The organism is Neorhizobium turbinariae (genome assembly GCF_023223505.1).
Taxonomy (GTDB): Bacteria; Pseudomonadota; Alphaproteobacteria; order Rhizobiales; family Rhizobiaceae; genus Neorhizobium; species Neorhizobium turbinariae.
The window spans coordinates 13,586-26,797 of sequence record NZ_JALPRY010000018.1; the positions used below are offsets into that span (position 1 = coordinate 13,586).

A 13,212-nucleotide genomic window follows, 5' to 3' on the forward strand; every position below is an offset into this window, starting at 1 on the left:
AAGCACTGCGAAGCAGCCTCACCGGAAAAAGCGTCCCGCCTCAGCGGTAGGGCGCGTCCAGCGCGAGGTTGCGCGCAATCTCGCGCTCCCAACGATCGCCGTTCTCCAAAAGCCGTGCCTTGTCGAAGTAAAGCTCTTCGCGGGTTTCCGTCGAGAACTCGAAGTTCGGCCCTTCGACGATCGCGTCGACCGGGCAAGCCTCCTGGCAGAAGCCGCAATAGATGCACTTCACCATGTCGATGTCGTAACGGACCGTGCGGCGCGTGCCATCGTTGCGGCGCGGGCCGGCTTCGATGGTGATGGCCTGGGCCGGACAGATCGCTTCGCACAGCTTGCAGGCGATGCAGCGTTCTTCCCCGTTGGGGTAACGGCGCAGCGCATGCTCACCGCGGAAACGCGGCGAGTAATGCATCTTCTCGAACGGGTAGTTGATCGTCGCTTTCTGCCGGAAGAACAGGTACTTGAACGCCAGAGCGAAAGCGCTGACGAATTCCTTCAGGAAAAGCGAATTGGCGGCTTGGGCCAAACTAGCCATCGTTATTCTCCGATAAAGCCGAGCGTGAAGGAAGGCACCATCAGCCGGCCCACCCCGTCAGCTTCAAAACAAATGCAACAATGATCAGCATGATCAGCGACAGCGGAAGGAAGACCTTCCAGCCGAGGCGCATGAGCTGGTCGTAGCGGTAGCGCGGCACGATCGCCTTCGCCATGGCGATACCGAAGAACACCATGATGACCTTCAGCAGGAACCAGATGATGCCCGGGACCCAGTTGATCAGCCAGAAGTCGAACGGCGGCAGCCAGCCTCCAAGGAAGAGGATCGTCGTCAGCGAGCAGATGAGCATGATGGCGGCGTATTCGCCGAGCATCAGCATCATGTACGGAGCGGACGAATACTCGACCATGTAACCGGCAACCAGTTCCGATTCTGCTTCCGGAAGGTCGAAGGGCGGACGGTTGGTTTCTGCCAGGCCCGAGATGAAGAAGATCACGAACATCGGGAATAGCGGCAGCCAGTGCCAGTCAAGGAAGGTGTTCGGCAGACCCATCATCGTGCCGAGGCCCGTCTTCTGGGCGTAGACGATGTCGGTGAGGTTCAGCGAGCCGACGCAAAGTAGAACGGTGACAATGACGAAGCCGATCGAGACTTCGTAGGACACCATCTGTGCCGCCGAACGCAGCGCCCCGAGGAACGGGTACTTGGAGTTGGAAGCCCAGCCACCCATGATGATGCCGTAGACTTCCAGCGACGAGATCGCGAAGACGTAGAGGATGCCGACATTGATGTTGGCAACCGCCCAGCCGTCGTTGAGCGGGATGACCGCCCAGGTGGCGAGAGCCAGCGTCACGGAAACGAGCGGCGCCAGGAGGAAGACGATCTTGTCGGCGCCAGCCGGAATGACGGGCTCCTTCAGGATGAACTTCAAAAGGTCGGCGAACGATTGGAACAAGCCGAACGGACCGACGACGTTTGGACCGCGGCGCAACTGCACGTTTGCCCAGACCTTGCGGTCGGCGAGCAGGATGAAGGCGATAAAGACGAGCAAGCAGACCAGCAGCAGCAGCGACTGCCCAATCATGATCAACGCCGGCCAGACGTAGCTCGAGAAGAATGAGTCCATGTTCAAATTACTCCGCCGCAGCCTGGAAATTGTTGCGGGCCAACGCGGAGCATTCCGCCATGACGGCAGAAGCGCGCGCGATTGGGTTCGTCAAATAGAAGTCTTTGATCGGCGACGCAAACCCGGACTTCGTCATCTCACCGGCTTTTTGGCCAAGTGCGGCAATTTCATTCACGGAGCCAGCGGCAATCTCGTCAATATCGGCGAAATGCGGGTGCGCTGCGTAGAGCGCCGCACGCAGAGCCTGCAGCGAATCAAACGGCAGCTTCTTGCCGAGAACGTCCGACAGGGCGCGAAGGATGGCCCAGTCTTCACGTGCCTCGCCCGGAGCAAAACCAGCGCGGTTGCCCATCTGGACGCGGCCTTCGGTGTTGACCCAGGTACCGGACTTTTCGGTATAGGCAGCGCCCGGCAGGATCACGTCTGCGTGGTGTGCACCGGCATCGCCGTGGCTGCCGATATAGACGGTGAACTTCGCGCCCTTGCGGGTGAAGTCGAGTTCATCGGCGCCAAGCAGGAAGAGGACGTCCATGGTGGCGAGCTGGGTGGCGGCATCCGCGCCGTTCGCACCCGGCACGAAGCCGAGATCGAGGCCGCCGACACGGGCAGCGGCGGTGTGGAGCACGCCGAAGCCATTCCACTCTTCCGTCAATGCGCCAACAGAACCGGCGAGCTGGGCAGCGGCAGCAAGGATCGCTGCGCCATCCGGACGGGCCAGAGCCCCCTGCCCTACGATGATCATCGGGTTCTGTGCACCGCGCAGCTTGTCGACGAAGCTGTTGGCTCCAGAGGAAAGCTCGGACAGTGTGTCCGGACCTGCGCCGAGATAATCATAGGCATAACGCAGTTCGCTTGCTTCGCCGATCACGCCGATCGGGAAGTTGCCACGGCGCCAGCGCTTGCGGATACGGGCGTTGAGGACGGCTGCTTCAAGGCGCGGGTTGGCGCCGATCAGCAGCAGCGCGCCGGCCTGCTCGATACCTTCGATGGTCGGGTTGAAGATGTAGCTTGCGCGGCCGAGCGACGGATCAAGCGCCGTCCCGTCCTGGCGACAGTCGAGGTTCTCGGATCCGAGCGAACGGATGAGCTCCCTGAGCGCGTACATTTCTTCAACAGCGGCAAGATCACCGACGATCGCGCCGATCTTGTCCGGGGTCGTGCCAGCGACCGCAGCCTGGATGGCGCCAAAGGCTTCACGCCAGGTGGCAGCCTGCAGGCGGCCGTCCTTGCGGACGTAAGGACGGTCGAGGCGCTGGGTCTTCAGGCCGTCCCAGATGAAGCGGGTCTTGTCGGAGATCCACTCCTCATTCACCTGCTCGTTGACGCGCGGCATGATGCGCATCACTTCGCGGCCACGGGTATCGACGCGGATGGCCGAGCCGAGCGCATCCATGACGTCGATCGATTCGGTCTTGCCGAGTTCCCAAGGGCGGGCGGTGAAGGCGAAGGGACGCGAGGTCAGCGCACCGACCGGGCAAAGGTCGATGACGTTGCCCTGCAGTTCCGACGTCATGGCGTGTTCGAGATAGGTGGTGATTTCGGCATCTTCGCCGCGGCCAATGAGGCCAAGCTCGGAAATACCGCCCACTTCCGTCGTGAAACGGACGCAACGCGTGCAGTGGATGCAACGGTTCATCACGGTCTTGACGAGCGGGCCGATGTACTTGTCTTCGACGGCGCGCTTGTTTTCGGTGTAGCGCGAGGAATCGATGCCAAAGGCCATCGCCTGGTCCTGCAGGTCGCATTCACCACCCTGGTCGCAGATCGGGCAATCCAGCGGGTGGTTGATGAGCAGGAATTCCATCACGCCTTCGCGGGCCTTCTTGACCATCGGCGTGTTGGTGAAGACTTCCGGAAGTTCGCCGTTCGGACCGCCGCGGATATCGCGCACGCCCATGGCGCAGGAGGCCGCCGGCTTCGGCGGGCCACCCTTCACTTCAATGAGGCACATGCGGCAGTTGCCTGCCACCGACAGACGCTCGTGAAAACAAAAGCGCGGAACCTCGGCGCCGGCTTCCTCGCATGCCTGGAGCAGCGTGAAATGATCCGGAACCTCGATCTCTTTGCCGTCTACCTTCAGCTTAACCATCGTCTCACTTACGTCCTTAGTTCCTCCCCTTGGGCTGGATCAGCCAAGGGAGACAATCTCTTACTTCACCAGAGCCTTTGCCTGGCCGACCCAATCGTCCCGGCCAATCCGCCCTTCAAGTCCCAGTTCCTGCTCGAACCGGGCAACATCTTCATCCGTCCATGCCGCGATCTGGGCAATGTTTGCGACGCCCTTGCCCTTCAGCACCGTTTCAAGCTTCGGGCCGATGCCGGAGATGCGCTTCAGGTCGCTTCCCACGCCGCGCCTGGCAGTCTTGGCCTTCTGCGCCGCTTCGCTCTTCAGCTTCACCGCAACAACTGCAGGCTTTTCAGCCTTCTTCCGGACCGGCGCCTTTGCCTTCACGACCGTGGCCGTCACCTCGGGCGTGGTCGGCGCGACGGTTTCCCTACGTGTCGACGGGCGAACCTCGGGCGTCACCGGCGCCTGCCGGTTGGTCGCCTCAAGCGCCGTCTGCATCACGCCGAAGAAGGCGTTCGCCATCTGGCTCGCAATGCCGAAACCGATCGCAGTGGCCGCGGCCATGGCAGCAGCGGGCTGTGCCAGGAACGGGTTGTTCGCCAGCGCTTCGGAAAAATGCGCCGCATCGGCAAACGGCAGGCGCGCGGAATCAGGCGCCGAACGATCCGTCGCCTCCCGATTCCGTTCGTTGCCGCTGGTGATCACGGTGCTTACTCCGCAGCTTCCATGACGGCGCCCTGCGCCGTGGCGTTGTGGGTGTACTGGTCGATGCGTGCTTCGATCTCGTCACGGAAGTTCCGGATCAGGCCCTGTACCGGCCAAGCAGCCGCGTCGCCAAGGGCGCAGATGGTGTGGCCTTCGATCTGCTTGGTGACCTGGAACAGCATGTCGATTTCGCGTTTCTGGGCATTGCCCTTCACCATGCGCTCCATGACGCGCCACATCCAGCCGGTGCCTTCGCGGCACGGCGTGCACTGGCCGCAGCTTTCATGCTTGAAGAACTGCGACAGGCGGGCGATCGCCTTGATGATGTCGGTCGACTTGTCCATGACGATGACGGCGGCCGTACCGAAGGACGACTTCTTGTCGCGCATGCCGTCGAAGTCCATGATCGCGTCGCCCATGTCCTCACCACGGATGACCGGACAGGAAGCGCCGCCGGGGATGACGGCGAGCAGGTTGTCCCAGCCGCCTCGGATGCCGCCGGCATGCTTGTCGATCAGTTCGCGGAACGGAATGCCCATGGCTTCTTCGACGGTGCACGGCTTGTTGACGTGGCCGGAGATCATGAACAGCTTGGTGCCGACATTGTTCGGGCGGCCGATCGACGAGAACCAGCCGGCGCCGCGGCGCAGGATGGTCGGGGCAACGGCGATGGATTCAACGTTGTTGACCGTGGTCGGGCAGCCATAGAGGCCCATGTTGGCCGGGAACGGCGGCTTCAGGCGCGGCTGGCCCTTCTTGCCTTCCAGGCTTTCGAGCAGCGCGGTTTCTTCACCGCAGATATAAGCGCCGGCGCCATGGTGGACGTAGATGTCGAAATCCCAGCCGTTCTTGTTGTTCGGGCCGAGCAGACCTGCGCCATAACATTCATCGATGGCGGCCTGCAGCGCTTCGCGCTCGCGCATGTATTCGCCGCGCACATAAATGTAGGCGGTGTGGGCACCCATGGCGAAACCGGCGATGACGCAGCCTTCGATCAGCGTATGCGGATCGTGGCGCATGATATCGCGGTCCTTGCAGGTACCGGGTTCGGATTCGTCGGCGTTGACGACGAGGTAGTGCGGACGGCCGTCCGATTCCTTCGGCATGAAGGACCACTTGAGACCGGTCGGGAAGCCTGCGCCGCCGCGACCGCGAAGGCCGGATGCCTTCATCTCGTTGATGATCCAGTCCCGGCCCTTTTCGAGAATCTGCTTGGTGCCATCCCAGTGGCCACGGCTCATCGCGCCCTTCAAGGACTTGTCCTTGAGGCCGTAGATATTGGTGAAGATGCGATCCTGGTCTTTAAGCATGGCTTATTCCGCCGATTCTGCGATTAGGTCGAGGCGCCCGTCCATATAAACCGGATTGGCGGCGCCTGCGAGCGTTGCGGCAATATTCGGAGCAACCTTCACGTGTCTTTCTCCGTCTTCTTGCGCGAGCGCTTCGGCTTCAGGTCGCCGGAAACGGCGCCGGGCTCCGGCGGCGCTCCCTCGGCGGCGCTGCCGGCGCTCTTCGGATCCGGCTCGCTCTTGGCGGTGGCGGACAGCGGCTGCTGTTCGGCGGCCTTCGCCTGAGCCTCGGCACCTTCCTTGTCAGTAACCGGCGTCTTGACGGCCGGATTGACTTCCGTTGCGGTGTCCTTCGGACGGCCGGCTTCGGCGGGCGGCATGGTTGCGCCCTCTTCCGCCGTCGGCTGCGGCTCAAGGTTCGTGCGAACCGGCTTTACGTCTTCCAGAAGCGTCTGCGGGCCACCTTCCGGTGCGGAGAAATAGCGGTTGATCTGCGGGCCGGGCTTGATCTCGTCACCGCGGCCAGCTTCAAAGGCGTCGATGATTTCTTCAAGACGCTCCGGCGTCAGATCTTCATAGGCATCCTTGAAGATGATGACCATCGGCGCGTTGACGCACGCGCCCTGACATTCCACCTCTTCCCACGACAGGGTCCCGTCGGCGTTGAGCTCGAGCGGATCGTGGTGGATCTTGCGCTGGCAGACCTTCATCAGGTCTTCTGCACCGCGCAGCATGCAAGGCGTCGTGCCGCAGACCTGGATATGGGCGCGCTTGCCGACCGGCTTCAGCTGGAACTGCGTGTAGAATGTCGCGACTTCGAGGACGCGGATGAACGGCATCTCCAGGCGGTTTGCAACATATTCGATGCAAGCCTTGGTGACCCAGCCGTCCTGCTCCTGCGCCCGCATCAACAGCGGGATGACGGCAGACTGCTGCCGCCCTGCCGGGTATTTCCTGATCGTTGCCTCGGCCCAGACGGCATTCTCGTCATTGAACGCGAATGCTGCCGGCTGCACCTGGTCTTCGGCTAATCGACGAACGGACATTCTTTTCCACGCCTTATCAGTTTACGTATCCACACCGCGATCTCGTGACCGTCACGAATTCGCAAGCGTAGGCAGACTTGTCTTTCTGCATGAACACAATGACCTTGGTTCCGCTCTGAACCGAGGCCTTGATCTCGTAACCCTGCGAAACGAGATCACCCATGGACTTGGAGCCCGCACTCGCCGTTGAGCTGCCGACCGGCGGCGCAAGTTCGCCGTCCTGCGCAAGCGCAGCGGTCGAACCTACGAGCAGAGCGGAGATCAGGGCGATGGTGCGGATCATCAGCGATCCACCTCACCGAACACGATGTCGAGCGAGCCCAGAACCGCCGTTACGTCGGCGAGCTGGTGCTTCTTGCACATGTAGTCCATCGCCTGAAGGTGGGCGAAGCCCGGAGCGCGCAGCTTGACGCGGTACGGCTTGTTGGTGCCATCAGCGACGAGGTAGACGCCGAATTCGCCCTTCGGCGCCTCGACAGCCGCATAAACTTCGCCGGCCGGCACGTGGAAGCCTTCCGTGTAGAGCTTGAAGTGGTGGATCAGCGCTTCCATCGAGCGCTTCATCTCGCCACGCTTCGGCGGCACGACCTTGCCGTCGACCGAGGAGACCGGACCAGTGCGCTCGCTGCCAAGCAGCCGGTTGACGCACTGCTTCATGATCTTCACCGACTCGCGCATTTCCAACATGCGGATCAGGTAGCGGTCATAGCAGTCGCCGTTCTTGCCGACCGGAATGTCGAAATCCATTTCGCTGTAGCATTCGTAGGGCTGCGCACGACGCAGGTCCCAGGCAGCGCCGGAGCCGCGCACGAGCACGCCGGAGAAGCCCCAGCTCCACGCATCGGCAAGCGAGATCACGCCGATATCGACGTTACGCTGCTTGAAGATGCGGTTGTCGGTCAGGAGCGCCTCGATGTCGTCCAGCACCTTCAAGAACGGATCGCACCAGTTGCCGATGTCCTCGACGAGTTCCGGCGGGAGATCCTGGTGGACGCCACCCGGACGGAAATAGGCAGCGTGCATGCGTGCACCCGAAGCGCGCTCGTAGAAGCTCATCAGCTTCTCGCGCTCTTCGAAGCCCCAGACCGGCGGCGTCATGGCGCCGATGTCCATGGCCTGGGTGGTGACGTTCATGATGTGGCTGAGAAGACGGCCGATTTCCGAATAAAGGACACGAATCAGCTGGCCACGGATCGGAACCTCGAGCTTGAGCAGCTTTTCGATCGCCAGACAGTAGGCGTGCTCCTGGTTCATCGGCGCGACGTAATCAAGCCGGTCCAGGTAAGGAAGCGCCTGCAGATAGGTCTTCGACTCCATCAGCTTTTCGGTGCCGCGATGCAGGAGCCCGATATGCGGATCGACGCGTTCGACGATCTCACCATCCAGTTCCAGAACAAGTCGCAGAACGCCGTGCGCGGAAGGATGCTCCGGACCGAAGTTGATCGTAAAGTTGCGAACGTTGTGTTCAGTCATACCGCTTGCTCCATGCCCGACGGAAACACCGTACGAGGCGGGAAATATTGATGCCGGCGCAGGCGCCAGCTCTTACGACTTCGCCTTTTCGTCACCGGGCAGGACATAGTCCGTGCCTTCCCAGGGCGACAAGAAATCGAAGCTCCGGAACTCCTGGCGCAGTTCGACGGGCTCGTAGATTACCCGCTTGGCGCTATCGTCGTAACGAACTTCAAAATAACCGGTCGTGGGGAAGTCCTTGCGGAGCGGATGCCCTTCGAAACCGTAGTCAGTCAGGATTCGGCGCATGTCGCCGTGGCCGGCGAACGGAATGCCGTACATGTCCCAGGTTTCGCGCTCGAACCATTCCGCGCCCATGTAAACGGAGGTTGCGGACGGCACGAGTTCGTCCTCGCCCACCATGAGCTTGACGCGCACGCGCAGGTTCTGGCGTGGCGACAGCAGGTGGTAGACGACATCGAACCGCTTTTCGCGCGCCGGGTAATCGACGCCGCAGATATCGATGAAGCTCACGAATTCGCACTGCACATCATCGCGAAGGAAGGTGAGCAGCGGCAGGATGCTTTCGGTCGTCGCAATCAGCGTGAGCTCGCCATTGGCGATCACGGCATCTTCCACGAGAGAAGAGCGTGCTTCGCGCACATAGGTCGAAAGCTCGGCCAGGGCTTCAGTCATGTGTACGGTCCTCGAGCCTTAGCGTTCGATCGTGCCGGTGCGCCGGATCTTCTTCTGCAGCAGGAGCACGCCGTAAAGCAGCGCTTCTGCCGTGGGAGGACAGCCCGGAACATAGATGTCTACAGGCAGGATGCGGTCGCAGCCGCGCACCACCGAGTAGGAATAGTGGTAATAACCACCGCCGTTGGCGCAGGAGCCCATCGAGATGACATAACGCGGCTCCGGCATCTGGTCATAGACCTTGCGGAGCGCAGGCGCCATCTTGTTGGTCAGCGTGCCGGCAACGATCATCACGTCGGACTGGCGCGGCGAGGCGCGCGGCGCAACACCGAAGCGTTCCATGTCGTAACGCGGGCCGGAAACCTGCATGAGGCCTTCGACGGCGCAGCAAGCAAGGCCGAACTGCATCCACATCAGGGACCCGGTACGGGCCCAGGTGATCAGCGAGTCGGCCGTGGTGACGAGGAAGCCGCGATCGGCCAGCTCGTTGTTGATTTCACCGAAGTAAGCATCATCGCTGCCGATGGGCTTGCCGGTATTGGGATCGATAATCCCCTTGGGCTGTGGCGCAACGAGGGTGCTGCCGCTATCGACTACTCCCATTCCAGCGCTCCTTTCTTCCATTCATAGATGAAGCCGACCGTCAACACGCCCAGGAAGACCATCATGGACCAGAAGCCGAACCAGCCAAGCTCCCCAAACGAGACCGCCCACGGGAACAGGAAGGCCACTTCGAGGTCGAAGATGATAAAGAGGATCGAAACCAGGTAGAACCGGATGTCGAACTTGATGCGCGCATCATCGAACGCATTGAATCCGCATTCGTAGGCCGACAGCTTCTCCGGATCGGGAGCCTTGTAGGCAACTGCAAAGGGCGCCACCAGAAGCGCGATTCCGATCACCAAGGAGATTCCGATGAAGATCGCGATCGGGACGTAGGAAGTGAGAAGTTCACTCATGGCATTCAATCCCAGCCTGCCAAGAAGCGTCGGGCGACACTTTGGAGACGCAATGCGCGGGCAAGCAAACGTGCATTGCAATAATTACGCCGTGACTAGCGCAGGCGACGCCACCGCGCAAGCACTTTGAACAACAGATCTTGTGCCATTTCAGCACAAGCGGGAGGGCAAAAGAAGACGTCCACAGACTTCACGGCGAAAGACCCACCGCGAGAGGGCGCAGCAGGAACCGGGTCCTATAAAGAAGAGACCAAGGCAGCAACCGGGAGGCAAACAGCAGAAAGCGGCCGCACGGGATCGTGAAGCCACTCGAAAAGGAAGATACCGGATCTGTGAAAAGAATGGCGCGAGTGACGGGGCTCGAACCCGCGACCTCCGGCGTGACAGGCCGGTACTCTAACCGACTGAGCTACACCCGCGCAGAGTGCCCAGAGGGGCGGCCCGCCCAGGCTCGGAAGCCCGGACGGGAGAGTTTCGAGGAAGAGAATGGCGCGAGTGACGGGGCTCGAACCCGCGACCTCCGGCGTGACAGGCCGGCACTCTAACCGACTGAGCTACACCCGCGCATAGTGCCCAGAGGGGCGGCCCGCCCAGGCTCGGAAGCCCGGAAGGGAGAGTTTCGAGGAAGAGAATGGCGCGAGTGACGGGGCTCGAACCCGCGACCTCCGGCGTGACCGGCCGGCACTCTAACCGACTGAGCTACACCCGCGCAGAGTGCCCAGAGGGGCGGCCCGCCCAGGCTCGGAAGCCCGGAAGGGAGAGTTTCGAGGAAGAGACTGGCGCGAGTGACGGCGCGCGACCCCGCGACCTCCGGCGTGACAGGCCGGCACTCTAACCGACTGAGCTACACCCGCATCCTTCTCGAGAGGCAAGCCCCTCGCCCGTCGGCCTCGACCGGTCGGGTGAGCGGGTCTCTAAGAGGTTCGGCTGCAGGTGTCAAGCAGGTTTCCCGACAAAAGAATGAGGCCGATGCGCTTTCCCCATGCACAGGCACAATCCGGTGGGGCATGTGCAAAAATTTCAAAAAAACATCATCTAGGCTCTTGCGGTTTTTCTGCGATCCGAATAGATCACGGCCACCGACGCGGCGGGCTTCACCAAGCCTCAGCACAGCGGACGGGCGATTAGCTCAGTTGGTAGAGCGCTTCGTTTACACCGAAGATGTCGGGAGTTCGAGTCTCTCATCGCCCACCATTTTTCCTCCTCTTCTTGAATATTCTTCGCCCGTCCAAACGCGCAGCATCGTGTGCTTTGCGCGTGGACGTATTTTTTTGCTGTCTCGGTATCCCGCGCGTCACCTGATCGCACCCTCCTCAACAGAATCAGCAACGTAACGCCACCTGCCTCGGTGATTCACGCTGCCTGACGGCACGCGCCTCCCGTTTTTTTCCACGCCCATCCACGGCTCCTTACACTCGGCTCCATCCGGGCATGCCTGCCCGCACATCCAAAGGAACGCTCATGCTGGATCTCAGTCTTTCAACAACGGGCCTGCCCTGCCGCCGAACGGGGGCCTCTGCAACCGGGGCCTTTGCCGCACTGGCACTGGCCGCGACCCGGCGCGTCGATATCGTCAGCCTCGGCGACAGCAACATCCGTTCGGGCGGTTCCGGCTGGGACGACGGAATCGCCTACGCCATGGCGCAGCGGTTTCCACAATACGCTACTCATCTCGGCATCGTCGGCAGCGACAACGACGGTTACCTTGAGGCCGATGGGTTGTTTCCGAGCGGCGTCTTTGGAGCGGCGTCTTTGGAGCAACGACCGGCATTCCCACCGACCTTGCCCCTTTCGCGCTGCCGAGCACCGGCAACATGGGCCCGTACCAATATTATACCGGCGCGAATGTGAGCACTGCGGGCAACGGGCTGGTGCTCGATGCCGGCCACCCGATCGGTGTGACCGGGATGCTGCGCGCGCATTGTGGGTTCGGCACCTTTGTTTCGGGCGGCGGAAGCTTCAAGCCATCCTGGCGGCGCGACAACAGCCCGTTCAGTGGGCTCATCGAGGGAACAAGTGTTTCAGCCCAAACCGGGGCTTTCGGTTCGACCCGCACGACACTCGATCTTCCGGCAGATTCGCTGCGCAACTACCCCGTTCGCGCCCAGTGGTCCCGGCCTGCATCCGGTATCGATACGATGGAGCCGAACTTTCTGCTGTTGTGGCAGCGAATCGAACGACCGGACCGTACCGCCGGCTGGAGCCATAACACGCTCTATGGCGTCGGCGGCCAGTCGCTGTATGACATAGCCGCCTGGCTCATTGCCCAGAGCGATGCGTCGCTCACCAACTATTTTGCGCTGCTGCGGTCCTTCCACACGGCGGTCGGCCAGGATCCGGTGATCGTCATCCGCATCAATTCCGGCGCGAACGATCGCAATGAAACGGCCATGCCGTCACTTGGCCCGGCGCCCTCGTCTGATCCGGATAGTGCGCAGGCTTATGTGGACAATCTCGCGGCAATCGTGCTTCGCATCGAATCGATCTTTTCGATGAACGGCTGGGCGCTTTCTGAACTGCATTGGCTGATCACGCCGACGCACCGGCTAAGCGATCCCGATGACGCCGAGCTTGTGTCCTACCGCGACGCGGCCAAGGCATGGGCCGCGGCCCGGGCGCGGACATCGGTCGTGGATTTCGCCGGGATGATGAGCGCGGCCGAGGCAATCGCTTCAGGATGGTACGACGCCGGCGGCGCAATCCACCTCACGCAGGCGGGCTACCGCGCGCTTGCGGTGCGCGAACTCGCCAGCGGACTTTAGAAAATCAGCCTGCAGCGACCGGGTGGGAAGCTGCAGGCTGCGCTCCTTGCTTCAAGCGATCTCAACCATCGGCACTGTGCGCCGCGGCGCGCGGGCGGCCTCCGCCATGTCCCAGGCCCGCGTTCGGCCAGCGATCCTTGATCCGGACCGCCGGGTTACCCGCGTAAACACCATTCTCTAGCAGGTCACCGAATGCGACGGCACCGGCGCCTAGCACGCTGTTGTCTCCCACCGTGACGCCGGGACCTACGATCGCCTTAGAACAGATCCAGGCATTGCGGCCGATCGTGATCGGCTTCGTGACCAGCGGGAAATCGGGATGTGTATAGTCATGCGTGCCAGCGCAGAGATGGGCGCCTTGGGAGACAAGTGCCTGACGCATCAGCGTCACCTGTGCGGTGTTGTAGATCTCGGCACGGCCGCCGATGATGGACCGCTCCATCATCACCAGGTTGGACGGGAGCCAGATCCTGGCGCTTCCATGAACATTGGCGCCCTTCTCCATTCGTGCGCCGAACGCCCTGAGAACCAGACGGCGCCAGCCGCCAAACTGCCTCGGCGTCCAGGCACAGGCGAGAAGCCAGACGATGTTCCAGCACAACCGCAGCAGTCG

At 61.8% G+C, this 13,212-nt stretch carries 14 protein-coding genes and 5 tRNA genes; 3 read left to right on the forward strand and 16 right to left on the reverse strand.

All coding sequences use genetic code 11. The annotated features are described in order from the left end of the window. Positions 1-40: 40 nt before the first annotated feature. The 15 genes from nuoI to M0654_RS16090 all read right to left on the reverse strand — a co-directional run bounded on the left by nuoI (position 41) and on the right by M0654_RS16090 (position 10,691). Positions 41-535, reverse strand: coding sequence for an NADH-quinone oxidoreductase subunit NuoI (gene nuoI / locus M0654_RS16020; RefSeq protein WP_118849279.1), 495 nt, complete (start codon positions 533-535; stop codon positions 41-43). Between the two features lie 40 nt (positions 536-575). Then, positions 576-1,622, reverse strand: coding sequence for an NADH-quinone oxidoreductase subunit NuoH (gene nuoH, locus M0654_RS16025; protein ID WP_248683977.1), 1,047 nt, complete (start codon positions 1,620-1,622; stop codon positions 576-578). A gap of 7 nt (positions 1,623-1,629) precedes the next feature. Next, positions 1,630-3,711 carry an NADH-quinone oxidoreductase subunit NuoG gene (gene nuoG, locus M0654_RS16030; protein ID WP_248683978.1) on the reverse strand — a complete coding sequence of 694 codons (2,082 nt, stop codon included), beginning with the start codon at positions 3,709-3,711 and terminating at the stop codon, positions 1,630-1,632. Between the two features lie 60 nt (positions 3,712-3,771). Next, on the reverse strand, positions 3,772-4,395 hold the full coding sequence (locus M0654_RS16035; RefSeq protein WP_248683979.1) for a 5' DNA nuclease: 624 nt from the start codon (positions 4,393-4,395) through the stop codon (positions 3,772-3,774). A gap of 5 nt (positions 4,396-4,400) precedes the next feature. Then, the gene (gene nuoF / locus M0654_RS16040) at positions 4,401-5,705 is read right to left on the reverse strand and encodes an NADH-quinone oxidoreductase subunit NuoF (RefSeq protein WP_248683980.1); all 1,305 of its coding nucleotides are present in this window, start codon (positions 5,703-5,705) and stop codon (positions 4,401-4,403) included. A gap of 98 nt (positions 5,706-5,803) precedes the next feature. After that, on the reverse strand, positions 5,804-6,730 hold the full coding sequence (gene nuoE, locus M0654_RS16045; protein ID WP_248683981.1) for an NADH-quinone oxidoreductase subunit NuoE: 927 nt from the start codon (positions 6,728-6,730) through the stop codon (positions 5,804-5,806). Positions 6,731-6,746: 16 nt separating this feature from the next. Further along, complete coding sequence (locus M0654_RS16050; RefSeq protein ID WP_248683982.1) at positions 6,747-7,013, reverse strand: hypothetical protein; 267 nt, start codon at positions 7,011-7,013, stop codon at positions 6,747-6,749. Beyond that, entirely contained in the window at positions 7,013-8,203 is a 1,191-nt protein-coding gene (locus M0654_RS16055) for an NADH-quinone oxidoreductase subunit D (protein ID WP_118849273.1), read from the reverse strand. Before M0654_RS16055 ends, M0654_RS16050 begins: the two co-directional genes overlap by 1 nt. 72 nt (positions 8,204-8,275) lie before the next feature. Then, positions 8,276-8,878 carry an NADH-quinone oxidoreductase subunit C gene (locus M0654_RS16060; protein ID WP_248683983.1) on the reverse strand — a complete coding sequence of 201 codons (603 nt, stop codon included), beginning with the start codon at positions 8,876-8,878 and terminating at the stop codon, positions 8,276-8,278. A gap of 18 nt (positions 8,879-8,896) precedes the next feature. Continuing rightward, the gene (locus tag M0654_RS16065; protein WP_199925214.1) at positions 8,897-9,481 is read right to left on the reverse strand and encodes a NuoB/complex I 20 kDa subunit family protein; all 585 of its coding nucleotides are present in this window, start codon (positions 9,479-9,481) and stop codon (positions 8,897-8,899) included. Then, positions 9,472-9,837: an NADH-quinone oxidoreductase subunit A gene (locus M0654_RS16070; protein WP_118851491.1), complete on the reverse strand. Its 366-nt coding sequence runs from the start codon at positions 9,835-9,837 to the stop codon at positions 9,472-9,474. Before M0654_RS16070 ends, M0654_RS16065 begins: the two co-directional genes overlap by 10 nt. 342 nt (positions 9,838-10,179) lie before the next feature. Next, positions 10,180-10,256 (reverse strand) — tRNA-Asp (locus M0654_RS16075). A gap of 68 nt (positions 10,257-10,324) precedes the next feature. Next, positions 10,325-10,401: transfer RNA gene (locus M0654_RS16080), tRNA-Asp, on the reverse strand. A gap of 68 nt (positions 10,402-10,469) precedes the next feature. Then, positions 10,470-10,546, reverse strand: a tRNA-Asp gene (locus tag M0654_RS16085). Between the two features lie 68 nt (positions 10,547-10,614). Then, positions 10,615-10,691 (reverse strand) — tRNA-Asp (locus tag M0654_RS16090). 264 nt (positions 10,692-10,955) lie between these two features. On the opposite strand from M0654_RS16090, the gene M0654_RS16095 reads away from it, so the two are divergent. The 3 genes from M0654_RS16095 (at position 10,956) to M0654_RS16105 (ending at position 12,599) form a co-directional block, all read left to right on the forward strand. Beyond that, positions 10,956-11,031 (forward strand) — tRNA-Val (locus M0654_RS16095). Between the two features lie 267 nt (positions 11,032-11,298). Continuing rightward, on the forward strand, positions 11,299-11,688 hold the full coding sequence (locus tag M0654_RS16100) for a hypothetical protein (protein WP_248683984.1): 390 nt from the start codon (positions 11,299-11,301) through the stop codon (positions 11,686-11,688). After that, positions 11,652-12,599, forward strand: coding sequence for a GDSL-type esterase/lipase family protein (locus M0654_RS16105; protein ID WP_248683985.1), 948 nt, complete (start codon positions 11,652-11,654; stop codon positions 12,597-12,599). The genes M0654_RS16100 and M0654_RS16105 overlap by 37 nt, the downstream gene beginning before the upstream one ends. Positions 12,600-12,660: 61 nt before the next feature. Here M0654_RS16105 and M0654_RS16110 read toward each other — a convergent pair whose 3' ends face one another. Continuing rightward, positions 12,661-13,104 carry a DapH/DapD/GlmU-related protein gene (locus tag M0654_RS16110; protein ID WP_248683986.1) on the reverse strand — a complete coding sequence of 148 codons (444 nt, stop codon included), beginning with the start codon at positions 13,102-13,104 and terminating at the stop codon, positions 12,661-12,663. Between the last annotated feature and the right edge of the window lie 108 nt (positions 13,105-13,212).

What these genes read in the sequence shown, in the direction of transcription:
- nuoI (WP_118849279.1), bottom strand. Translation starts at nt 535, where the DNA reads ATGGCTAGTTTGGCCCAAGCCGCCAATTCGCTTTTCCTGAAGGAATTC.
- nuoH (WP_248683977.1), bottom strand. Translation starts at nt 1,622, where the DNA reads ATGGACTCATTCTTCTCGAGCTACGTCTGGCCGGCGTTGATCATGATT.
- nuoG (WP_248683978.1), bottom strand. Translation starts at nt 3,711, where the DNA reads ATGGTTAAGCTGAAGGTAGACGGCAAAGAGATCGAGGTTCCGGATCAT.
- nuoF (WP_248683980.1), bottom strand. Translation starts at nt 5,705, where the DNA reads ATGCTTAAAGACCAGGATCGCATCTTCACCAATATCTACGGCCTCAAG.
- nuoE (WP_248683981.1), bottom strand. Translation starts at nt 6,730, where the DNA reads ATGTCCGTTCGTCGATTAGCCGAAGACCAGGTGCAGCCGGCAGCATTC.
- M0654_RS16050 (WP_248683982.1), bottom strand. Translation starts at nt 7,013, where the DNA reads ATGATCCGCACCATCGCCCTGATCTCCGCTCTGCTCGTAGGTTCGACC.
- M0654_RS16055 (WP_118849273.1), bottom strand. Translation starts at nt 8,203, where the DNA reads ATGACTGAACACAACGTTCGCAACTTTACGATCAACTTCGGTCCGGAG.
- M0654_RS16060 (WP_248683983.1), bottom strand. Translation starts at nt 8,878, where the DNA reads ATGACTGAAGCCCTGGCCGAGCTTTCGACCTATGTGCGCGAAGCACGC.
- M0654_RS16065 (WP_199925214.1), bottom strand. Translation starts at nt 9,481, where the DNA reads ATGGGAGTAGTCGATAGCGGCAGCACCCTCGTTGCGCCACAGCCCAAG.
- M0654_RS16070 (WP_118851491.1), bottom strand. Translation starts at nt 9,837, where the DNA reads ATGAGTGAACTTCTCACTTCCTACGTCCCGATCGCGATCTTCATCGGA.
- M0654_RS16100 (WP_248683984.1), top strand. Translation starts at nt 11,299, where the DNA reads ATGCTGGATCTCAGTCTTTCAACAACGGGCCTGCCCTGCCGCCGAACG.
- M0654_RS16105 (WP_248683985.1), top strand. Translation starts at nt 11,652, where the DNA reads ATGGGCCCGTACCAATATTATACCGGCGCGAATGTGAGCACTGCGGGC.
- M0654_RS16110 (WP_248683986.1), bottom strand. Translation starts at nt 13,104, where the DNA reads ATGGAGAAGGGCGCCAATGTTCATGGAAGCGCCAGGATCTGGCTCCCG.